The following is a 22,621-nucleotide window of genomic DNA, read 5'->3' as shown; positions in this document are numbered from 1 at the left end:
AGCGCGCCGCGCACCGTCCGGATTGCGTGGCGGGGCGCGACACTCCGCATGCGGGAGAGGGGACTGCCGCTCAGGCTGGCCGGCCGGTACGGTGTGATCCGTGGGTGCATGGGTCTGGGGAGCGGTGGCGCTCGCGATCGTCCTTGTGATGGCAGGGGGGATCGCGTGGTGGCTCGCGCGCGGATGCGTTCTCACGAGGATCGGCGCGGCGGGCGCGGTGCTCGGCGGCGTCGTCTCGCTGATGAGCCTGGCCGCTCTGCTCGACACCGATGCGTCGCTGCGTATCGCGGCGCTCCTGACCATCGGGTCCGGGGCGTGGCTGCTCGCATGGGCGCTCGCGGGAGGCATCCGGGGCCAGCGGCTCATGCGGGCCGAGGAGGCGGAGGCGCTCGCCCCGCGCGCCCGCGTCGAGGCTCCGCAGGTCTGACCCGGGCGAACCGACGGGTGGGGGAGCCGCACTCGTGCACGGCGTCTGCCCGACCGCTGCCGCTCATCGGACGAGAGACGACGGATGCCTCGGACCGCGCGGTCCGAGGCATCCGTCGTCTTCAGAGCGGACTCAGCTGAACTGGTTCATCGTGTTGTGCTGGCCGCCCGCCTTGAGCGCCGCATCGCCGGCGAAGTACTCCTTGTGGTTGTCGCCGATGTCGCTTCCCGCCATGTTCTGATGCTTGACCGTCGCGATGCCCTCGCGGATCTCCCGGCGCTGGACACCCTTCACGTAGGCGAGCATGCCCTCGTCGCCGAAGTAGCCCTTGGCGAGGTCGTCGGTCGACAGCGCAGCGGTGTGGTAGGTCGGAAGCGTGATGAGGTGGTGGAAGATCCCTGCGCGGGCCGCACCGTCACGCTGGAACGTGCGGATCTTCTCGTCGGCCAGCTGCGCCAGCTCCGTGTCGTCGTACTCGACGCTCATCAGATCGCCGCGGTCGTAGGCCGAGACGTCCCTGCCCTGCTCCGCGAGCGCGTCGTACGCCTGCTGGCGGAAGCTGAGCGTCCAGTTGAACGACGGGCTGTTGTTGTAGACGAGCTTCGCGTTCGGGATCTCCTCGCGGATCGCGTCGACCATGCCGGCGATCTGCTCCACGTGCGGCTTCTCCGTCTCGATCCACAGCAGGTCGGCGCCGTTGCGCAGCGACGTGATGCAGTCGAGCACGACCCGCTCCTCACCGGTCCCCGGGCGGAACTGGTACAGGTTGCTGGCGAGACGCTTCGGGCGCAGCAGCCTGCCGTCGCGCTTGATGACGACGTCGCCGTTGCCCAGATCGTCCTCGGAGATCTCCTCGACGTCGAGGAAGGAGTTGTACCGGTCGCCGAGGTCGCCCGGCCGGTGCGTGACGGCGAGCTTCTGCGTGAGCCCGGCGCCGAGCGAGTCGGTGCGGGCGACGATGATGCCGTTGTCGATGCCGAGCTCGAGGAACGCGTACCGGACCGCGGTGAGCTTCGCGATGAAGTCCTCGTGCGGGACGGTGACCTTGCCGTCCTGGTGACCGCACTGCTTCTCATCGGACACCTGGTTCTCGATCTGGATGGCGCATGCGCCCGCCTCGATCATCTTCTTCGCGAGGAGATAGGTGGCCTCGGGGTTGCCGAAGCCCGCGTCGATGTCGGCGATGATCGGCACGACGTGGGTCTCGTGGGTGTCGATCTGCGACTGGATGAACTCGACGGCGGTCTCGTCGCCGGCGACGCGCGCCTCGTCCAGCCGCGTGAAGAGCAGATCGAGTTCGCGGGCGTCGGCCTGGCGGAGGAAGGTGTAGAGCTCCTCGATGAGCGACGGCACCGAGGTCTTCTCGTGCATCGACTGGTCGGGAAGCGGGCCGAACTCCGAACGGAGCGCGGCGACCATCCACCCCGACAGGTAGAGGTAGCGCTTGTTCGTGGTCTTCAGATGCTTCTTGATCGAGATGAGCTTCTGCTGCCCGATGAAGCCGTGCCAGACCCCGAGCGACTGGGTGTAGACCGACGAGTCGGCGTCGTACTCGGCCATGTCGCGGCGCATGATGTCGGCCGTGTACTGGGCGATCTCCAGCCCCGTCCGGAAGCGGTTCTGGGCCCGCATGCGGGCGGCGGACTCGGGGTCGATGGCATCCCAGCTCGAGCCGTGCCGCTCCTTGAGCATCCGGATGGCCTCGATGTCGTCGTGGTACGCAGTCATGTCAATTCCTTCTCTCGGTGTGGTGTTCGTGTCCCGAAAACTTGTCTTCGTGTCCCGATTTCCACCGCCCGAGCGGTCGTATGGCGTGGAAATCGGGACACGGACAGCGCGTCACTCGGTCTCGATGAGGAAGCGCGAGTAGGCCGGCAGCGTCAGGAATGCCGGGAACTCCTGGCCGAGCGCGACCTCGCGGAAGATCTCGGCGGCGTCCTCGTACCGGTCGCCGTCGCGTCGCTCGACCTCGCCGAGCACCCGGGTGATCAGACCCTCGACGTAGTCGCGGGTGATCGGGGTGCCGTCGTCGGTGGTGCGGTCCTGGTGGATCCACTGCCACACCTGCGAGCGCGAGATCTCGGCGGTGGCGGCATCCTCCATGAGGTTGTCGATGGCGACCGCGCCCAGTCCCCGCAGCCATGCCTCGAGGTACCGGATCGCCACCGAGACGTTCGCGTGCACGCCGACTGCCGTGACCGGCCGCCCGATGTGCACGTCGATCAGGTCGGCAGCCTTCACATCGACCTCGGGGCGCTGGCGATCGAGCTGGTTCGGCCGCTCGCCGAGCACCGCGTCGAACTCGGCCCGAGCCACCGGGATGAGGTCGGGGTGGGCCACCCAGGTGCCGTCGAACCCGTCGCCGGCCTCGCGCTTCTTGTCGGCGGCGACCTTCTCGAACGCCGTCGCCGTCACCTCGGGGTCACGGCGGTTCGGGATGAACGCGCTCATGCCGCCGATCGCGAAGGCTCCGCGCTTGTGGCACGTCTGCACGAGCAGCTCGGTGTAGGCCCGCATGAAGGGCACCGTCATGGTCACTTCGCTGCGGTCCGGGAGCACGAAGCGGGCGCCCCGGCCACGGTAGTTCTTGATGATCGAGAAGATGTAGTCCCAGCGGCCCGCGTTCAGGCCCGCGATGTGGTCGCGCAGCTCGAAGAGGATCTCCTCCATCTCGAACGCCGCCGGCAGCGTCTCGATCAGGACGGTCGCCCGGATCGTGCCGTGCGGGATGCCGACGTACCGCTCGCTGTACGTGAAGACGTCGTCCCACAGCTTCGCCTCTTCGCTCGACTCGAGCTTGGCGATGTAGAAGTACGGGCCCCGGCCGTTCGCGATCAGCCGCTGCGCGTTGTGGAAGAAGTACAGACCGAAGTCCACCAGCGAGCCCGACGCGGCCATCGTGCGGCCGGTGCGGTCCGTGAACCGGATGTGCTGCTCGGGCAGGTGCCACCCGCGCGGACGCATCACGATGGTCGGGGTCTCGGTCGCGGTGACCTCGTAGCGCTTGCCCTCGGGGCTGGTGAACTCCAGCTCGCCGCGGATCGCGTCACGCAGGCTCAGCTGGCCCTCGACGACGTTCTTCCAGGTGGGGCTGGTGGCGTCCTCCTGGTCGGCGAGCCACACCTTCGCGCCGGAGTTCAGCGCGTTGATCGTCATCTTCGGATCGGTCGGACCCGTGATCTCGACGCGGCGGTCCTCGAGCCCGGGACCGGCGCCGGCGACCCGCCACTCGGAGTCCTCGCGGATGTGCCGGGTGTCGCCGCGGAACTGCGGGTCGTGCCCGTTGCCGATCTCGAAACGGCGTCGCATGCGGTCGGCGAGTCGGTCGTGCCGGCGCGCTCCGAACCGCTGGTGCAGCTCGGTGAGGAACGCGATGGCCTCGGGCGTCAGGATCTCGTCGTACCGGGGACCCATGCGGCCGGCGACTTCGATCGACGGCTCGTGGATCTGGGTGGGGATGGGGCCGGTGCGCGTGCGCATCGGCGTGGCGGTTGCAGGTGTCATGTCCCTGTCTTCCTGTGAACGAGTGCAGTGAGAGATGGAGGGATGCCTCCACCCGGCGTGTGCGCCGGGTCGGGGCATCCCGTGATCCGCGTTCTGGATCAACCGTCGGTGTGGCGTGAGACCACTCTGCGGTGAAGTTCGGGGGCTCACCCCACGATTCGGCGTGTGAAGTTTTCGGCTATTTCTGCTTTCGTGAGAGAATCGGTGCATGACAACGTCGTTCACCCGCGATCCGCGGGCAGAAGTCCCCGACGATGAGGATGTGGACTCCCTCACCATCGGCCGCCGCATCCGGCAGCTGCGCACCGAGCGCGGCATGACGCTCGAAGAGCTCGCCTCCGCCGTGGACCGCGCGCCCAGCCAGCTGTCGATGATCGAGAACGGACGCCGCGAGCCGAAGCTCACGCTGCTGCAGGCGATCGCCCGGGCGCTCGGCTCGTCGCTCGACGCGATCCTCGAGTCGGAGCCGCTCGACGAGCGGGCCACGCTCGAGATCTCTCTCGAGCGGGCGATGCGCGGGCAGACGTTCCAGGCCCTCGGCATCCCGCCGTTCCGGATCGGGAAGACCGTGCCCAGCGAGGCGCTCAAGGCGATGCTGGCGCTGCAGTCCGAGATCGAGCGGCTGCGCGACGAGCGAGCGGCGACGCCCGAGGAGGCCCGCCGCGCCAACGTCGCGCTGCGCCGGCTCATGCGCACCCAGAGCAACTACTTCGCCGACCTCGAGGAGCAGGCTCGGGCGCTGCTCGAAGCGGTCGACCACCCCGGCGGTCCGCTGACGCAGCGGACGGCGTCCGACATCGCCGCGCACCTCGGGTTCACGCTGCACTACGTGCCCGACCTGCCGCAGACCACCCGGAGTGTCGCCGACATCAAGAACGGCCGCCTGTACCTGTCGAGTCGCCTGACTGCCAAAGGCGACCCGCGAACCGCGGTGCTGCAGGCGCTGTCGAGCCGCATCCTCGGGCACCGCGAGCCGACCTCGTACGCGGAGTTCCTCCGCCAGCGGGTGGAGACCAACTACCTCACCGGGGCTCTGCTCATTCCCGAGGCGCACGTCGTGCCGTTCCTGCAGGAGGCGAAGAAGGATCGCGCGATCTCGATCGAAGATCTCCGCGACGCCTACTCGGTCTCCTACGAGACGGCGGCGCACCGCTTCACCAATCTGGCGACCGTGCATCTCGGCATCCCGGTGCACTTCCTGAAGGTGCACGAGTCGGGGACCATCACGAAGGCGTACGAGAACGACGACGTCAACTTCCCGACCGATCGTCTCGGCTCGATCGAGGGGCAGATGTGCTGCCGCAAGTGGACCTCGCGCGTCGTCTTCGACGTCGACGACCACTTCAACCCGTACTACCAGTACACCGACACCGGCAACGGCACGTACTGGTGCACGGCTCGAGTCGAGCAGTCGAGCGAGGGTGCGCACTCGGTGAGCGTGGGGGTGCGATTCGACGACACTCGCTGGTTCCTCGGTCGCGACACCTCGAACCGGGGCGTCTCGAAGCACTCGGTCGAGGCCTGCTGCCGGCGGGCGCCCGCTGAGCTGGAGGCGTCGTGGCGCGAGAACTCGTGGCCGAACGTCCGCACGCCGCGCACGCTGCTCGCCACGCTGCCGACCGGTGCGTTCCCCGGAGTGGACACGACAGACGTCTACGAGTTCCTCGAGGCGCACGCTCCCCGCTGACGCCGCCGTGCCGGCCCGCTCTCGGCGACAGGGGGTGGGTTCGTCGCGGTGAGAGGCGTGTGAGAGGCGTGTGAGAGAGCGGACGTCGGGGGTTCCCCTAATACCTTTCAACTGTTAGGTTTTGCGGACCGACGGTTCCGCCCGACGGAGCCGCTTTCGATGAGGAGCGCGCGATGAAGCGATGGGTGAGCACGGCAGCGGCGGCGGGACTGGTCGCCGCAGGACTGGCCTTCGCCGGGCCGGCGACGGCGGCCGGCGGCGGAGACGGCAGGCCGGGGACCGAGAGCCTGGAGCGCTACGCACACGACACCTGGGCGTCGCTCGACGCCATGACCGACGCGGTCACCGGCCTCCCGTCCGACAACATCACCGGCGACCTCGCGACCCCCGCGGACTACACATCCCCGACGAACATCGGCGGGTACCTGTGGTCCACGGTCACAGCACGCGACCTCGGCATCATCTCGAAGTCCGATGCCCGTGACCGGATGGCGACGACGCTCGACACCCTCGAGACGCTCGAGCGCAATGACGCCAGCGGCATGTACTACAACTGGTACGACCCGGCCACGGGGGCGAAGCTGACGATCTGGCCGGATTCCGGCGACGTCGTGCACCCGTTCCTCAGCACCGTCGACAACGGGTGGCTCGCGGCATCCCTGCGCATCGTCCGCGAGGCGGAGCCGAGCCTCGCCGGGCAGGCCGACGCGCTCTACGACTCGATGGACTTCGGCGCGTTCTTCAACCCCGAGGGCGCACCAGGCCTGCCCGCCGGCACGAACCGGGGCGGGTTCTGGGAGGTCGCGCCTCCCGGCTGCAGCGTCGCCGCCCCCATGTACAACGGCTCGGGCGAAGAGGCGTTCTACACCTGCCACCACTACGACACGACCGTGAGCGAGAGCCGCATCGCGACCTACCTCGGCATCGCGAACGGGCAGATCCCCGCGACCGCGCTCTACGGAACACACCGCACGATGCCCCCGGGCTGCGACTGGGCGTGGCAGGAGCAGCTCCCCACCGGCACCACCCGCACCTACCAGGGCTTCGACGTGTGGGAAGGCGTCTACACCTACGCCGGCATGAGCTTCGTGCCCAGCTGGGGCGGCAGCATGTTCGAGTCCCTCATGCCCGATCTCCTCGTGCCCGAGACGAAGTGGGGCGCGAAGTCGTGGCGTCTGAACCACCCCATCACGGTCGCGGTCCAGAAGCATCACGGCCTCGTCGACGCGGGCTACGGTGCCTGGGGCTTCTCGCCCGCGAGCGACCCGTTCGGCGGCTACGCCGAATACGGCGTCGACCTCGCCGGCATGCGCTCCGACGGCTACCCCTCCGACCACGAGAAGACCGACGTCGACATCGACCGTCCCGGCTGCACCGAGGGGACCGCCCCCGATCCGGGGTTCGGCGACGGCGTCGTGACCCCGCACGCGGCCTTCCTCGCGCTGCCCTACGATCGCAGGGGCGTGATGGCGAACCTCGCGCATCTCGAGGACGACCTGGGCGCTTACGGCCCCGGCGGCTTCTACGACTCGGTCGCGGTCGGCAGCGGCACCGTCGCCGAGCGCTACCTCTCGCTCGACCAGTCGATGATCATGGCCGCGATCGGCAACGACCTCACCGGCGATACGCTGAAGCGGTACTTCGTCGACAAGGAGATGGAGAAGCGCCTGCGCCCCGCGATGGCCGCACAGGTCTTCAGCTCCGAATGGAAAGCGCGCGAGTGAGCAGCGAAGCCTCCGAGAACGCGACCGGGACACCCGATTCGGATGCCCCGGTCCGCGCCGTGCGCGCCCCGCGGGGCAGCTACGCCAAGGGCCTGGCCCGCCGGCAGCAGATCGTCGACGAGGCGCTGGTCGTGTTCGGCCGGAGCGGCTTCCACAGCGGATCGCTGCGCGAGATCGCGAAGCGCGTCGGCCTCACCCCGACCGGCCTCATGCACCACTTCGCCAACAAGGAGGAGCTCTTCACCGAGGTGCTCCGCCAGCGTGACGAGAAGATCCGGGCTGCCGCGGGCGATCCCTCCGAGCACACGCTCATCCAGCAGGCGGTCAAGGTCGTGGCGTACAACCAGGACTCCCGCGGCCTCACCTCGCTGTACGCGACGGTCTCCGCGGAGGCGACGGACTCCGAGCATCCCGCCCACGACGAGTTCTCGCGCCGGTACCGCGAGAGCGCCGAGCGCTCGACGCCGATCCTCGTCGCGGCGCAGGCCGACGGCGAGGTGCGATCCGACATCGACCCCGCGCTCGCCGCACGCCTCATCAGCGCGGTGATGGACGGCATCCAGCAGCAGTGGCTCCTCGACGACAGCGTCGACATGAACGCGCTGTTCGCCGAGTTCGTGCGCGGCTACCTTCTGCCTCCCGCAACCTGACCCGTCCTGCCGGCGGCCCTGCGCCGTCCAGCCCTCTGCCCGCGAGAGCACATCCCTTCGCCGGCGGCACACGGCTCGAGCGGCGCAGTCACGTGCGCCCGCTCAAGCCGTGTGTGCGCTCGGGGTAGAGGGCCCGCGCGGCTCAGCGCTCGAGGAGGGCGTTCGCGCGCGCGACCTCGCCGAGCCACGTGAGGCTGGGCTTGGGGTGGCGCTCGAAGGTCTCGCGGTCCCAGGCGATGAGCCCGAACGTGGGCCGGTAGCTGCCCCACTCGTAGTTGTCGAGGGCGCTCCAGTGGAGGTAGCCGCGTACGTCCACGCCGTCGTCGATGCACGCGCGCACAGCCTCGAGCGCGCCGCGGGTGTAGTCGATGCGGCGCGCGTCGTCGGCGGTCGCCATGCCGTTCTCCGTCACGTAGACGGGCACCGCGGCGCGAGCCCACGCGTTGCGGATGCCGTCGCCGACCGCGGGCGGGAAGTACTCCCAGCCGGTGAGGGTGCGCTCGGCATCGTCTGCGATGGGCAGCGGACCGTCCGGTCCGATGCGTGTGCGCGTGTAGGCCTGCACGCCCACCCAGTCGTCGCCCTGCGCCGCGTCGAGGAAGTCGTCCTCGCGAGAGCGGCCGTACTCGGCGGCGATCTCCTCGGCGCCGGCGACCGGCTGGTAGGCCTGCGTCGCCACCGACCATCCCGCCTGAGCGCCGGTGCCGCGGACGATCTCCACCGCGCGCTTGTGCGCGTCGACGAGGCGGTCGGTGACCTCGGGCACGCCGGGCGGCAGCCCGATCGACGGGAATCCGACCTCGGGATCGGCGAGCACCGACACCATGTTCGGCTCGTTGATCGTGCACACCAGATCGACGCCGTCGAGCACGGGCTGCGCCGCCTCGACGTACCGCGCGAAGCGGGTGGCCGCGGCATCCGAGTGCCAGCCGCCTTCGCGGGCGAACCAGACCGGATTCGTGAAGTGATGGAGCGTGATCATCGGGCGAAGACCGAGATCCTGCGCGGTCGCCACCATGCGCCGGTAGTGGTCGATGGCGGCTCGCGAGATCCAGCCGTCCTCCGGCTCGATCCGGGCCCACTCGATGCTGAACCGGTACGTGTCGAGGCCGGCCCCGGCGAGCAGCGCCATGTCCTCCGGATAGCGGTGGTAGCTGTCGGCCGCGTCGCCGGACGGTGACTCGACGGGGGCGCCGGGGAGATGACCCCACTCGCGCTGCCACCAGTCCGAGTTGACGTTGCCGCCCTCGATCTGGTGCGCCGCGGTCGACGCGCCCCACAGGAAGCCTTCGGGGAAGTCCATCGTGCGGATGGTCCTTTCGTTGAGGAGAGCGGATGCCTCGGCATCCGCCCGGGTCACTTGATTCCCGTCAGGGAGATGCCCTGGACGAAGTAGCGCTGCAGGCAGACGAACACCACCAGCACCGGCACGACCACGACGACGGCGCCCGCCATCATGAGGCCGTACTGCGCCGCGTTCTGGCCCACCGAGTACAGCGCGAGCGCCACCGGCAGGGTGTACATGTTCTCGGTCGTGGCCACGACGAGCGGCCACAGGAAGTTGTTCCAGCTGCCGAGGAACGTGAGGATCGTCAGCGTCGCGATAGCCGGGCCGCACAGCGGCATGATGACGCGCAGGAAGATGCGCCACTCGCTGGCTCCGTCGATGCGCGCCGCCTCGATGAGCTCGTCGGGGAGCCCCATGATGAACTGCCGCATCAGGAACACGCCGACCGGCGTGATGAGGAAGGGCAGGATGAGGCCGGGGTACGAGTTCACCAGACCGAGGTTCGCGGTGAGCACGAACAGCGGCACGAAGGTGACGACGCCCGGGACCATGAGAGTGCCGAGCACCAGGGCGAACAGCGCCTTCTTGCCGCGGAACTGCAGCTTCGCCAGGGCGTAGCCGACCATCGAGCAGAAGACGATGTTGCCGAGGGTGACGAACACGGCCACCACGATGCTGTTGAGGAAGAACGTCGCGAAGTCGAGTCGGACGAACAGCGCCTCGTAGTTCTCGGTCGTCGGGTCGATCGGCCAGAAGTTCGTCGGGTACTGGCGGATCTCCGCGTTCGTCTTGAACGAGCCGAGGATCATCCAGATGAACGGCATGACCATCGCGACCAGGCCGAGGGTCAGCACGACGTAGAGCCACCAGCGCGGGCGCCCGCGCAGGCTGCTGCGACGGCCGCGCGACTTCTGCGGCACGAATGCGGAGGCCTCCGGGGCCTCGGGAACCTGGGTGAGTGTGGACATGTCAGTCCTTCCGGCCGAGCAGGCGGAACTGGATGAGAGCGAGCGCGACGATCACGATGAAGAGCACGTAGCTCGCCGCCGACGCGTAGGCGTAGTTGCCGAACCCGAACTGGTCGTAGGTGTACATCGCCGTCGACAGTGTCGCGTCGAGCGGGCCGCCCTGGGTCATGACGTAGGGCTCCTCGAAGAACTGCAGGAACCCGATTCCGGTGATGACCGCGGCGAACAGGATCGTGGGGCGCAGTGCCGGAATCGTGATCGCGCGGAAGCGCTGGAAGACGTTGGCGCCGTCCACCATCGCGGCCTCGTGGTGCTCGCGCGGCACGCTCTGCAGACCCGCGAGGAAGATGACCATCAGGGTGCCGATGTTGCGCCACACCGCCATCATGATGAGCGACGGGAGGGCCCACGTCGTCGACTCGAGCCAGTTGGGACCCTGGATGCCGAACCAGGCCAGGAAGCCGTTCAGAAGCCCGTCGGGCTGGAGGATGAAGCGCCAGACGATCGCGATCGCCACGATGCTGGTGACCACGGGCGCGTAGTACCCGACGCGGTACACGGTGCGGAAGCGGTGGATGCCCTTGTCGAGCGCGAGGGCCACGAGCAGCGCGAGCGCCATCGTCAGCGGCACGCCCACGAGCGTGAAGGTGAACGTGTTGATGAGCGATCGGGTGAACCGGGGATCCTGGAACAGACGGATGTAGTTGTCGAATCCGACGATGTCGACGTTGAACGGCGTCTCCAGATCACGGGTGGTCAGGTCGGTGAAGCTCATCGCGAACGAGGCGACGATCGGCCCCGCCATGAACACGGCGAAGAGGATCACGAACGGGGTGGCGAACAGCCACGCCGTGAGGGTCATGCGGCGGTCCCGCCGCGACGCGCGGGCGCGCGGCGGGACCGATGTCGCAAGGGCGGTCATGGCTCGGGCCTACTGGCCGGTGCCGATCGATGTGGCCTGCTGCTGGACCGACTCGAGGGCCTCGTCGACCGTCGCGTCGCCGCGGGTGACCTTTTCGAGCTCCTGGTCGATGACGGCGGACACCTGTGCCCAGGTCGGGATCGCGGGCGGTGCCTTCGAGTCCTGCAGCTGCTCGCCGAAGACGCTGAGGTACGGGTCGTCGGAGAACACCGGGTCGTCCCACGCCGACTGCACGGAGGGGAGGTCGGTCGAGATGTCGTACCACTGCACCTGCGTCTCGGGCTGGCTCAGCCAGCGCACGAACTTCCACGAGGCGTCGCGGTTCTCGGTGTCCTCGAACACGGCGAGGTTGCCACCGCCGGTGAAGCTCGTGCGGCTCTCCTCGCCGGGGACCATCGCGACGCCGAACTTGTCGGCGAATTCCTCGCCGCCCTGGTCGAGCAGAAGGCTCACGTGGTACGGACCGCTGTAGAACGCGCCCACCTCGCCGTTGATGAACTTCTGCTCGATCTCGCCGCCCTCGAGGCGGACGGGCTCGGAGATGCCCTCTTCGAAGAAGCTGGCGTAGTACGCGAACGCCTCCTGCCACTCGGGGCTGTCGAGGGTGAACTCGGTGCCGTCTTCGTTGAGGATCTCACCGCCCTGCTGCCATGCCAGCGGCGTGACGTTCTGCCAGGAGTCGAAGCCGCCCGGGGGCAGCGAGAGCCCCCACTTCGCGCCGGCGGTCTGCAGTCCCTCGGTGAAGGTCTTCAGCTCGTCCCACGTCGCGGGCGGCTCGACGCCCGCCGCCTCGGCGAGGTCGGTGCGGTAGTAGAGCACGCGCGTGTCGACGTACCACGGCACGCCGTACGCGACCTCGTCCACGATCGTGGTGTCCCACGAGCCCTCGAAGAAGGAGGACTCGTCCACGAGCCCCTCCGGGGTGGGCTCGAACGCGCCCGTGGCGGCGAACTCGCCGACCCACGTGGTGCCGAGCATCGAGATGTCGGGTGTCTCGCCGCCCGCGATCGCGGTGGCGATGCGGTCGTGCGCGCTCTCCCACGGAACGGCAGTGACGTTGATCGTGACGTCGGGGTTCTCCTCCTCGAACTGCGCGGCGAGTTCACCGAGGACCTCGCCCTCGTTGCCCATCGCCCAGACGTCGACGGTGCCGGTGGCGGGGGAGTCGTCGACGGAGTCGCCGGCCTCGGGGCCGGCCGATCCGCCGCCGTCGGTGCGGCCGCAGCCGGCGAGCACGAGCGTGCCGACGAGTGCGACCGCGCCGGCTGCCGCCCAGCGGGAGCTTCTGCGTGTGAGAGTTCGATTCATGGGTCTGACGCCTCCATTGGTCGTCGCCGCCAGCGCGGCGGCCTTGCCTCGGCTGTGAGGGCGCCGGGGAAGCGCCCTGTGAGAACCGTATCCTAAAAACCTGACACATGAAAGGTATTAGCGAATGAGAATGGCCTCATGGTCCACGGTGACGGCGCGCGACCGCGCGCGGAACCGCCTCGACCATGGCACGCGATCGTGCTAGGCGCCGCGTCTGCGCAGGGGTCTCAGTGGCGGCCGGCGACGAAGTCGGCGACGTGCGCGGGCCAGGCGGTGCGCTCCGAGGACCCGGATGCCTCGGCGCGGTCGGCCGCGCGATACGCGGTGTAGATCGCGTTCACGGCCAGCCACCGCAGCGGCTCGACCTCCCACCGCTTCGCGCGGTGACCGACCCACGGCAGGCGCGTCCGGTCGGTGTCGCGGTCGAGCACCAGGTCGGCGAGCGTGCGGCCGGCGAGGTTCGTCGCCGTGACGCCGGTGCCGACGTACCCGCCGGCCCAGCCGAGCCCGGTCGCGGGGTCGTGGACCACGGTCGCCGCCCAGTCGCGCGGTACCCCCAGCACTCCCGCCCACGCGTGTGCGATCGGAACGTCGGCGGCTGCGGGGAAGAACTCGCGCAGCAGGCGTGTGAGCGAGGCGATCGTGCGCTCCTGGGTCGTGCCGTCGCTGTCGACGTGCGAGGCGTAGCGGTAGGGCACGCCGCGGCCGCCGAACGCGATGCGGTCGTCGGCCGTGCGCTGCGCGTACATGTACACGTGGGCGAAGTCGCCGAGGGTCTCGCGACCCTCCCATCCGATCGACGCCCAGGCCGCGGCGGGCAGGGGATCGGTGACGATCATCGACGAGTTCATCGGGAGCCACGTGCGGTGCTCGCCGCGGAGGTCGGCGGTGAAGCCCTCCGTCGCGCGCAGCACGTGCGTCGCCCGCACGACCCCGCGCTCCGTGACGGCCCGGCCTGGCGCGATCTCGGTCACGCGCGTCTGCGCGTGGATCGTGGCGCCTGCCCGCTCGACGGCGACGGCGAGACCCGCGACGAGCTTGGCCGGGTGCACCCGGGCGCAGTGCGGATGCCACACGCCGCCGAGCACGCCGTCGACGGCGATGCGGGATGCCGCGGCCGAGGCATCCAGCTCCTCCACGTCGGTGTGCGGCCAGGACCTCTCGTCGGCGGCGGACGCCCGCAGGCGGGCGAGCTGCGACGGCGTGCGGGCGACCCCGAACTCGCCGCCCCGGACGATGTCGGCTTCGATGCCCTCGCGTGCGGCGACGGCGATGACCTCGTCCACGGTCTCGTTGAGCGCGCGCTGCTGCGCGATCGCCGCGTCGCGGCCGTGGGATGCCGCGTACCGGTCGCGGCCGCCGGTGACCGTGTTCGTCAGCCATCCGCCGTTGCGGCCGGACGCGCCGAAGCCGCAGAAGCGCTGCTCGAGCACGGCGACCCGGAGATCGGGCTGCTCGCGCAGCAGGTAGTACGCCGTCCACAGGCCCGTGTAGCCGCCACCGACGATCGCGACGTCGACGTCGAGGTCGCCGTCGAGCGCCGCCCGGGGAGCGGGCGTCCCGCCCAGCTGCCGCCACCACCACGAGACGTCTCCGTTGGGAACCTGCGACTGCGTCATGCGCCCATCCTCCCGTGGCCCGCTTCGCCGCCGACACGCCGATCCGTCTCGTTTCCCCTCCGCCCTCGGCCGTTTGTGTGGAGTACGTTCCGCTCACCCGGAGCGCGAACCGCGCTCTTCTCCACACAAACCGCGGGGGGTGAGGGGGGATCAGGCGGGGTCGAGGGCGCGCAGCGCGGCCCACAGCTCGGCGCGGATCGCGAACGACGAGAGGTCGCGGCCGAGCACCCGCTCGACGAGCGCGAGGCGGGTCCGCACGGTGTGCCGGTGCACGCCGAGCGCGCGAGCGGATGCCTCGTGCGAGCAGTCGTTGTCGAGCCACGCCTGCAGGGTCTCCACGAGGTGCGTGCCCTCGGCGGCATCGTGAGCGGACAGCGGCGCGAGCTCGGCCCGGGCGAGCGAGCGGGCCTCGTCGGAGAGCGCCGAGAGCACGCCCGACCGCGCCACCTCGGCGAAAGCCGTGACCGGGCCGGTGCCGCGATCGCGGGCAACGCGCGCCTGGCCGACGGCGGCTGCGAACCCGTCGTACCCGGTCGGGTCCGACACTCCGATCCGCACCCCGAACCGCTCGGCGACCTCGTCGACCGGTCCGCGCTCGCCGACGGGGACGACGATCACCAGGCCGTCGTCGCCACGTCCGAAGAACAGCGAGCCCCGGCGCTCGTCGACCCGGAGCTCGAGCAGCTCGGCGATGGCGTCGATGCGGGAGGCCGCGGCATCCGTCACCGCCACCTCGACGGGTGCGGCCGGGAGCGGCCCCCACAGCTCGCGGGCGATGCGACGTGCGAGGGCGGGATCGTCGGTGAGCAGCGCGTGCACGAGTCCCGCCCGGAGCGCGCCGCGTGCCCGGCTGAGTCCCTGCTGCTGCTCCAGTGCGAGACCGGCCATGGCGATCACGGCGGTGACGACCCCGCGCCCCTCCTGGTCGAGGTCGCCCGCCGCCATCGCGATCACACCGCGCAGGTGCCCGCCACGACCGAGCGTCTGCAGGCTGAAGGGCGTGTCGGCGATGCGCAGGGACGACCCGGCGCGCGCCCCACGGTTGAGGACGCCGGTGACCTCTCGGCCGAGCGCCGCCGCAGTCGCGGGGTCGAGCCCGTCGACCGGATGCTCCCGCGAGAGCTCGCCCGCGGCGTCGTACATGCCGACCCACGTGTCGAGCTGACGCGCGAGCTCTGCCACGGTGGCGCCGAGCCCGTCGGGGCGGAGCGCGGCGAGGGCGATCGCGCGCTGCGCGGCCAGGGCCCAGCTGCGCCGGGCGTAGGTCTGAGCCGCGATCGCCTCCGCGTTGGCGCGCGCCACGGCGATGAACGGCGTGCGGTAGGGGACCTCGAACAGCGGCATCCGCTCGTCACGGCAGGCCTCGGCGAGTGCCGGGGGGAGTCCGGCGCGGACGACCTCCGTGCCGAACCCGAGCCCGACCACTCCGCGGGCGGCGAGGCGGCGGACGTAGGCGCGATACGACCCGGCGTCGTCGGGGTCGTCCTGGAACTGCGTGCCGGTCGTCAGCAGCACCAGCCCCTCCGAGAGGAACGGCGTGGGGTCGGCGAGGTCGGAGCTGTGCACCCAGCGCACGGCCCGGTCGAGTGCTCCCGGCTCGAGTGCGTCGTCTTCGGCGAGGGTGAGCCGCAGGTCGGCGCGGGTGAGCAGCGCACGAAGGGTGGGGGCGTCGACTGCGGCGTTCATGATCCTCCGGATGTACCACCTGTACAGCGGTCTACAGAGAATGTACAACCGGGAAGGTGCGGGTGCGCGAGAGCACGGCCTACGCTCGCGACCATGAGCGCTGTCGACACCGTTGCCACCACGCCTCTGGGCGGTCCGTCCCTGCCGCAGGAGCGGCGCCTGGTCACGAGCATCCCGGGCCCGCGCTCTCAGGAGCTGCTCGCCCGCAAGGCGGCGGCCGTCGCGGCGGGCGTCGGCCACACCGCCCCCGTCGAGGCCGTCGCGGCCGGCGGCGGAGTCATCGTCGACGCCGACGGCAACTCGCTCATCGACCTCGGGTCGGGCATCGCGGTCACGTCGATCGGCAACGCGCACCCCAAGGTCGTCGCCGCCGTGCAGGCGCAGGTCGCCCAGTTCACCCACACGTGCTTCATGATCGCGCCGTACGAGTCCTACGTCGCCGTCGCGGAGGCGCTCAACCGGGTCACTCCCGGCGACCACGACAAGAAGAGCGCCCTCTTCAACTCCGGCGCCGAGGCCGTCGAGAACGCGGTGAAGATCGCCCGCAAGTTCACCGGCAAGCAGGCCGTCGTCGCGTTCGACCACGGCTACCACGGCCGGACCAACCTGACGATGGCCCTCACGGCGAAGTCGATGCCGTACAAGAGCGGCTTCGGCCCGTTCGCCTCCGAGATCTACCGGGCGCCGCTGTCGTACCCGTACCGCGACGGACTGAGCGGGGCGGATGCCGCGAAGAAGGCCATCTCGGTCATCGAGAAGCAGGTCGGCGCCGACAACCTCGCCGCCGTCATCATCGAGCCGATCCAGGGCGAGGGCGGATTCATCGTCCCCGCCGAGGGCTTCCTCCCGGCGATCGTCGAGTGGTGCCGCGCCAACGGCGTGGTGTTCATCGCCGACGAGATCCAGACCGGCTTCGCTCGCACAGGGGAGATGTTCGCGAGCGATGTGTTCGGCATCGTGCCGGACCTCATCACGACCGCCAAGGGCATCGCGGGGGGCCTGCCCTTGGCGGCCGTGACCGGCCGCGCCGAGATCATGGACGCGTCGCACGCCGGCGGGCTCGGCGGCACCTACGGCGGCAACCCCGTCGCCTGCGCTGCGGCGCTCGCCGCGATCGACGTCTTCGAGAACGACGGCATGATCGAACGCGCCCGCGAGATCGGCGTGCTGCTGAAGGATCGCCTCGGCGCGCTGCAGGCGGGCGACCCGCGTGTCGGCGACGTCCGCGGTCACGGTGCGATGATCGCGGCCGAGTTCGTCGACCCCGAGACGGGCGAGCCGGATGCCGCGCTCACTGCCGCGGTCGCGAAGGCGTGCATCGCCGAAGGCGTCATCGTCCTCACGTGCGGCACCTACGGGAACGTGATCCGCTTCCTCCCGCCGCTGTCCATCACCGACGACCTGCTCCACGAGGGCATCGACGTCGTGGCGTCCGCTCTCGCGGCGCACTGAGCCCACCACCACCCGACATGTCCCGAAATCGGCTGAACGTGTCCCGAAACCGGCCGCAACAGTGGTCGGGTGACAGCTGAAATCGGGACATGCCGAACAGGGGGACCGCGGGAGACCGCCGAACCCCCGCCCGCGGCGAGGATCACACCAGACGAAGGAGTCCCATGACCGAGATCACGCGAGACGTCGTCATCGTCGGCGCCGGCGCAGCCGGCACGACCGCCGCGAACGAGCTGAAGAAGGCGGGGCTGTCCGTCGTCGTGCTCGAGGCGCGAGACCGCGTCGGCGGACGCCTGTGGACCGATGTGATCGACGGCGCCATGCTCGAGATCGGCGGTCAGTGGGTGTCGCCCGACCAGGAGGCTCTCAAGGAGACGATCGCCGAACTCGGACTCGAGACCTACAGCCGCTACCGCGAGGGCGAGTCCGTCTACGTCAACGGCGCCGGCGAGCTCACCCGGTTCACCGGTGAGATCTTCCCGGTTCCTCCGGCGACGGAGAAGGAGCTCGTGCGGCTGATCGAGAAGCTCGATGCGATGGTCGCCGAGGTCGATCCCGACCGGCCGTGGGAGCACCCCGACGCCGTGGCGCTCGACCGCATCTCGTTCGAGGCGTGGCTCGAGCACGAGACCTCCGACCAGGAGGCACGCGACAACATCGCGCTCTTCATCGCCGGCGCGATGCTCACCAAGCCCGCCTACGCCTTCTCCGCGTTGCAGGCGCTCCTCATGGCGGCCAGCGCCGGCAGCTTCTCGAACCTCGTCGACGCGGACTACATCCTCGACGAGCGCGTCGTCGGCGGCCTGCAGCAGGTGCCGCTGCTCCTCGCCGAGCGGCTGGGCGACGACGTCATGCTCGACCAGCCCGTCACCGAGGTGAACTGGTCGGACGACGGCGTCCGCGTCGTCACCGACCACGGCCTCGTGGTCAACGCCCGCTTCGTGATCCTCGCCCATGCGCCGATCCTCTACCCGTGGATCGACTTCAACCCGGCGCTCCCGCGGCTCAAGCAGCAGATGCACCAGCACATCTCGATGGGCTTCGTGATCAAGGTGCACGCCGTCTACGACCGGCCGTTCTGGCGGGAAGACGGGCTGTCGGGCACCGCCTTCAGCCCGTACGAGATCTCGCACGAGGCCTACGACAACACCAACCACGGCGATGAGCGCGGCACGCTCGTCGGCTTCGTCTCCGACCGCAACGCGGACGACCTCTTCCGCGTCTCGGCCGAGGAGCGCAAGGCGCGCATCCTCGAGTCGCTGTCGCACTACTTCGGTCCCGAGACCCTGAACCCGGTCGTGTACTTCGAGAGCGACTGGGGCGCCGAGGAGTGGACGCGGGGCGCCTACGCCGCCAGCTTCGACCTCGGCGGTCTCTCCCGCTACGGGGCGGACCTGCGCACCCCTGTCGGCCCGATCCACTTCGCGTGCAGCGACATGGCAGGCGCCGGCTATCAGCACGTCGACGGCGCGATCCGCATGGGGCGCCTCGTCGCCGCGAACATCGTCGAGGAGACGCGCGCATGAGCGGACACATCGTGGTCGGGTTCACCGCCACCGACGCCGGGCGCGACGCCGTCGCCCTCGGCGCGCGGCTGGCCGCGGCATCCGGGGCATCGCTCGACCTCGTGGTCGTGCTGCCCGGAGAGGACCGCAGCGTCATCACCCCGCCCGACGCGGGCTACGACCGCTTTGTGCAGGACCAGGCGCAGGCCTGGCTCGACGAAGCCGCCGACGCGGTCCGGGATGCCGTGTCCCCGGCCACGCACGTCTGCTACGGCGAGTCCTTCGCCGGCGGCCTGCTCGAGATCGCGCACGAGATCGGAGCGACCCTGATCGTCGTCGGCGCCGCGAACGGCGGTCTTCGCGGCAGGCATCGCCTGGGCACTGTGGCCAGCGAGCTGCTGCACTCGGCCGACGTTCCGGTCGCGCTCGCCCCGGAGGGCGCGCGGCGGATCGACCCGACGACGGGGATCACGCGCGTCACGGCCGCGATCGGGCTCCGTCCCGGCGCCGACGTGCTGCTCGAGGAGAGCGTCGCGCTCGCGACCGCGACAGGGGCGGAGCTGCGGCTCGTCTCCCTCGTGGCGATCGATCTTCCGGCCGGCATGGCTGGGAACGAGTCCGCCGCCATGCACGCGGACGAGGTGTTCGTCCATGCGCGTGCCCAGCTCCCGAAGAGCATCGATGCGGAGGCGGTCGTCGGCCTCGGCGACAGCATCGAGGAGGCGGTCTCGCACCTCAGCTGGGAGCCGGGTGAGATCGCGGTCGTCGGCTCGAGCCGGCTCGCGCGGCCGCGGAGGCTCTTCCTCGGCTCGACCGCGGCGAAGATGCTCCACGAACTGCCGGTGCCGATGATCGTCGTGCCCCGCACGCGCAAGAAGAAGGGGGCCCGGTCATGAGCGGTCAGCACGACACCGACGTCGTCAGCGGCGATCCCGTGTCCGGAGGTCTGTCCAAGAAGGGCCTGAGCGCCGGGACGGTGGGCCTCATCGGCGCCGTCGTGATCGGCATCTCGTGCATCGCGCCGGCGTACACGCTGACGGCGGCACTCGGCCCGACGGTGTCGGAGGTGGGCTTCCAGGTCCCCGCGATCATCCTCGTCGGGTTCATCCCGATGCTTCTCGTCGCGTTCGGATACCGCGAGCTGAACCGCGCGATGCCCGACTCGGGCACCTCCTTCACGTGGGCGACGCGCGCGTTCGGGCCGTGGGTCGGCTGGCTCGCCGGCTGGGGCCTCATCGCGGCGACGATCCTCGTGCTCTCCAATCTCGCGGGCATCGCCGTCGAGTTCCTGTTCCTTCTGATCGATCAGCTCGCGGGGAGCCCCGGCACGATCGCCGAGCTGGCGTTCAACCCGTTCATCAACGTGGTGGTGTGCCTGCTGTTCATGCTCGGTGCGACCTTCATCTCGTACCGCGACATGCAGACCACCCAGAAGCTGCAGTACTTCCTCGTCACGTTCCAGGTCCTGGTGCTGGTGATCTTCTCGGTCGCTGCTTTCGTCGCCGTGGCCAACGGAAACGCCTTCGACGCGAGCCCCGTCGAGCTGTCGTGGTTCAATCCGTTCGCGGTGGGTGACTTCGCAGCGGTCGTGGCCGGACTCTCGCTGTCGATCTTCATCTTCTGGGGCTGGGACGTCACCCTCACCATGAACGAGGAGACGAAGGACCCCGAGAAGACGCCCGGCCGCGCGGCGACCCTCACGGTCATCACGATCGTGGTCCTGTACCTGCTGATCTCGGTGTCGCTCCTCGCGTTCGCCGGGACGGGCACGGAGGGCGTCGGGCTCGGCAACGAGGAGATCCAGTCGAACGTCTTCTTCTACCTGTCCGGACCGACCCTCGGCCCGTTCGCGTTCCTGGTTTCGCTCGCCGTGCTGACGAGCTCGGCATCGTCGCTGCAGTCGACGTTCGTGTCGCCCGCGCGCACGCTGCTCGCCATGGGCCACTACGGCGCACTTCCGCCGAAGTTCGCGAGCGTCACGCCGCGGTTCTTCACCCCGGGCTACGCGACCATCGTGTCCGCCGTCGTGGCGTCGGTCTTCTACGCCGTCATGCGCTTCATCAGCGAGGACGTGCTGTGGGACACCATCACGACGCTCGGCATGATGATCTGCTTCTACTACGGCATCACGGCGTTCGCGTGCGTCTGGTACTTCCGCAGGCAGCTCTTCGACTCGGCCAGGAACGTGTTCTTCATGTTCCTGTTCCCGCTCATCGGCGGCCTGATCCTGCTGTTCCTGTTCGGCAAGACGCTGATCGACAGCATGGACCCCGACTACGGCAGCGGCTCGAACATCGGCGGCCTCGGCCTCGTCTTCATCCTCGGCGTCGTGGTGATCGGCCTCGGCGTCGTGATCATGATCTGGCAGGCGATCAAGCGTCCGGCCTTCTTCCGCGGCAAGACACTCAGTCTCGATGCACCGCCGAGCCTTCGACGCGCACGTCGCTGACCGGCAGACTTGACCAACCACCCGATCGGAGAACACCCATGAGCGACTACGCCGTCGTCAACCCCGCCACGGGCGAGACCCTGGCCACCTACCCGACGATCACCGACGAGGCGCTCGAAGCCGCCGTCGCCGGAGCGGATGCCGCATACCGCACGTGGCGCGACACTCCCGTCGCCGAGCGCGCCGCCGGCATCCGCAAGGTGGCCGAGCTGCATCGCGAGCGCCGCGACGAGCTCGCCGCCATCATCGTGCGCGAGATGGGCAAGCCGCTGGAGGCCGCGCTCGGCGAGGTCGACTTCGCCGCCGACATCACCGAGTACTACGCCGACCACGCCGACAAGATCACCGGCGACCAGCCGATCGACATCGATGGCGAGGGCACTGCGGTCATCCGCCGCACGGCCCTCGGCGTGCTCCTCGGCATCATGCCGTGGAACTTCCCCTACTACCAGGTGGCCCGCTTCGCCGCGCCGAACATCGTCATCGGCAACACCATCCTCCTCAAGCACGCTCCGCAGTGCCCCGAGTCGGCGGCGGCGATCGAGCAGATCTATGCCGACGCCGGACTCGCCGGGGTCTACACGAACATCTATGCGACGAACGAGCAGTCGGCGACCGTGATCGCGGACCGCCGCGTGCAGGGCGTCTCGGTCACGGGTTCCGAGCGCGCCGGCGCCGCGGTCGCCGAGGTGGCGGGCCGCAATCTCAAGAAGGTCGCACTCGAGCTCGGCGGGTCGGACCCGTTCATCCTCCTGTCTACCCACGACCTCGACGGGGCGGTGCAGGCCGCCGTCGACGCACGCCTCGACAACACGGGCCAGTCGTGCAACGCGGCCAAGCGCTTCATCGTGGTCGACGGCCTGTACGACGAGTTCGTGGAGAAGTTCACCGCCAAGATGACCGAGGCGAAGGTCGGCGACCCGTTCGCCGAAGACACCGTCCTCGGACCGCTCTCGTCGCTCACGGCGGCCGAGCGCCTCGCCGAGCAGGTCGACAAGGCCGTCTCGCAGGGCGCGACGCTCGTCACGGGCGGCACGCGCGACGGCGCCTACTACCCGGGCACCGTCCTCACCGGCGTCACGCCGGAGATGGACGCCTATCGCGAGGAGTTCTTCGGACCCGTCGGCGTGGTCTACAAGGTCGCCGACGAGGACGAGGCCGTGAAGATCGCGAACGACACCAGCTACGGGCTCGGCTCTTACGTCTTCACGACCGACGAGGCCCAGGCAGCGCGCGTCGCCGACAAGATCGACGCGGGCATGGTGTACGTCAACGTCGTCCTCGCCGATGAGCCGGGCCTGCCCTTCGGGGGCGTGAAGCGCTCCGGCACCTCGCGCGAGATGGGGCTCCTCGCCGCCGACGAGTTCGTCAACAAGAAGCTGATCCGCATCGGCGCCTGACCGGCTCTCGCTCGACGACCGGGAGGTCCGGT

Annotated in this window: 17 protein-coding genes; 9 read left to right on the top strand and 8 right to left on the bottom strand. The window is 69.7% G+C overall.

Annotated elements, in window-relative coordinates; translation table 11 throughout:
- Positions 1–100: 100 nt before the first annotated feature.
- Positions 101–427 (top strand): hypothetical protein, encoded by a 327-nt coding sequence (locus EER34_RS02215; protein ID WP_127472943.1) that lies wholly within the window; start codon positions 101–103, stop codon positions 425–427.
- 132 nt (positions 428–559) lie between these two features.
- Here the strand turns inward: EER34_RS02215 and EER34_RS02210 are convergent, their stop codons facing one another.
- Entirely contained in the window at positions 560–2,155 is a 1,596-nt protein-coding gene (locus EER34_RS02210) for an isocitrate lyase (protein WP_127472942.1), read from the bottom strand.
- A 111-nt stretch (positions 2,156–2,266) separates the two neighbouring features.
- Positions 2,267–3,907, bottom strand: a complete 1,641-nt coding sequence (gene aceB, locus EER34_RS02205; protein ID WP_127474242.1) for a malate synthase A — start codon at positions 3,905–3,907, stop codon at positions 2,267–2,269.
- A 232-nt stretch (positions 3,908–4,139) separates the two neighbouring features.
- Here aceB and EER34_RS02200 point away from each other — a divergent pair, with 232 nt between their 5' ends.
- From EER34_RS02200 to EER34_RS02190, 3 genes are all read left to right on the top strand, one after another.
- Positions 4,140–5,618: an XRE family transcriptional regulator gene (locus tag EER34_RS02200; protein WP_127472941.1), complete on the top strand. Its 1,479-nt coding sequence runs from the start codon at positions 4,140–4,142 to the stop codon at positions 5,616–5,618.
- A gap of 173 nt (positions 5,619–5,791) precedes the next feature.
- Complete coding sequence (locus tag EER34_RS02195; RefSeq protein WP_127472940.1) at positions 5,792–7,342, top strand: glucoamylase family protein; 1,551 nt, start codon at positions 5,792–5,794, stop codon at positions 7,340–7,342.
- Positions 7,339–7,992 carry a TetR/AcrR family transcriptional regulator gene (locus EER34_RS02190; protein WP_240642074.1) on the top strand — a complete coding sequence of 218 codons (654 nt, stop codon included), beginning with the start codon at positions 7,339–7,341 and terminating at the stop codon, positions 7,990–7,992. Before EER34_RS02195 ends, EER34_RS02190 begins: the two co-directional genes overlap by 4 nt.
- Before the next feature lie 142 nt (positions 7,993–8,134).
- Here EER34_RS02190 and EER34_RS02185 read toward each other — a convergent pair whose 3' ends face one another.
- The 6 genes from EER34_RS02185 to EER34_RS02160 form a co-directional block, all read right to left on the bottom strand.
- On the bottom strand, positions 8,135–9,295 hold the full coding sequence (locus tag EER34_RS02185; RefSeq protein WP_127474241.1) for a glycoside hydrolase family 1 protein: 1,161 nt from the start codon (positions 9,293–9,295) through the stop codon (positions 8,135–8,137).
- A 53-nt stretch (positions 9,296–9,348) separates the two neighbouring features.
- Complete coding sequence (locus EER34_RS02180) at positions 9,349–10,248, bottom strand: carbohydrate ABC transporter permease (RefSeq protein WP_127472938.1); 900 nt, start codon at positions 10,246–10,248, stop codon at positions 9,349–9,351.
- A 1-nt stretch (position 10,249) separates the two neighbouring features.
- Positions 10,250–11,170, bottom strand: a complete 921-nt coding sequence (locus EER34_RS02175) for a carbohydrate ABC transporter permease (protein WP_127472937.1) — start codon at positions 11,168–11,170, stop codon at positions 10,250–10,252.
- 9 nt (positions 11,171–11,179) lie between these two features.
- Positions 11,180–12,478 carry a sugar ABC transporter substrate-binding protein gene (locus EER34_RS02170; protein ID WP_127472936.1) on the bottom strand — a complete coding sequence of 433 codons (1,299 nt, stop codon included), beginning with the start codon at positions 12,476–12,478 and terminating at the stop codon, positions 11,180–11,182.
- 227 nt (positions 12,479–12,705) lie between these two features.
- A complete protein-coding gene (locus tag EER34_RS02165; protein ID WP_127472935.1) occupies positions 12,706–14,097 on the bottom strand; it encodes an NAD(P)/FAD-dependent oxidoreductase in 1,392 nt (463 codons plus the stop codon).
- Between the two features lie 150 nt (positions 14,098–14,247).
- Complete coding sequence (locus tag EER34_RS02160) at positions 14,248–15,783, bottom strand: PucR family transcriptional regulator (protein ID WP_127472934.1); 1,536 nt, start codon at positions 15,781–15,783, stop codon at positions 14,248–14,250.
- A gap of 93 nt (positions 15,784–15,876) precedes the next feature.
- Here EER34_RS02160 and gabT point away from each other — a divergent pair, with 93 nt between their 5' ends.
- The 5 genes from gabT to EER34_RS02135 all read left to right on the top strand — a co-directional run bounded on the left by gabT (position 15,877) and on the right by EER34_RS02135 (position 22,589).
- Entirely contained in the window at positions 15,877–17,235 is a 1,359-nt protein-coding gene (gene gabT / locus EER34_RS02155) for a 4-aminobutyrate--2-oxoglutarate transaminase (RefSeq protein ID WP_127472933.1), read from the top strand.
- A 164-nt stretch (positions 17,236–17,399) separates the two neighbouring features.
- A complete protein-coding gene (locus tag EER34_RS02150; RefSeq protein ID WP_127472932.1) occupies positions 17,400–18,761 on the top strand; it encodes a flavin monoamine oxidase family protein in 1,362 nt (453 codons plus the stop codon).
- Positions 18,758–19,636, top strand: coding sequence for a universal stress protein (locus tag EER34_RS02145; protein ID WP_127472931.1), 879 nt, complete (start codon positions 18,758–18,760; stop codon positions 19,634–19,636). Before EER34_RS02150 ends, EER34_RS02145 begins: the two co-directional genes overlap by 4 nt.
- Positions 19,633–21,189: an APC family permease gene (locus EER34_RS02140; protein ID WP_127472930.1), complete on the top strand. Its 1,557-nt coding sequence runs from the start codon at positions 19,633–19,635 to the stop codon at positions 21,187–21,189. The genes EER34_RS02145 and EER34_RS02140 overlap by 4 nt, the downstream gene beginning before the upstream one ends.
- 38 nt (positions 21,190–21,227) lie before the next feature.
- A complete protein-coding gene (locus EER34_RS02135) occupies positions 21,228–22,589 on the top strand; it encodes an NAD-dependent succinate-semialdehyde dehydrogenase (RefSeq protein ID WP_127472929.1) in 1,362 nt (453 codons plus the stop codon).
- The last annotated feature ends 32 nt before the right edge of the window (positions 22,590–22,621 follow it).

Source organism: Microbacterium sulfonylureivorans (genome assembly GCF_003999995.1).
In the GTDB taxonomy this organism is placed as follows: domain Bacteria; phylum Actinomycetota; class Actinomycetes; order Actinomycetales; family Microbacteriaceae; genus Microbacterium; species Microbacterium sulfonylureivorans.
This window is presented reverse-complemented; position numbering and strand designations above follow the sequence as displayed.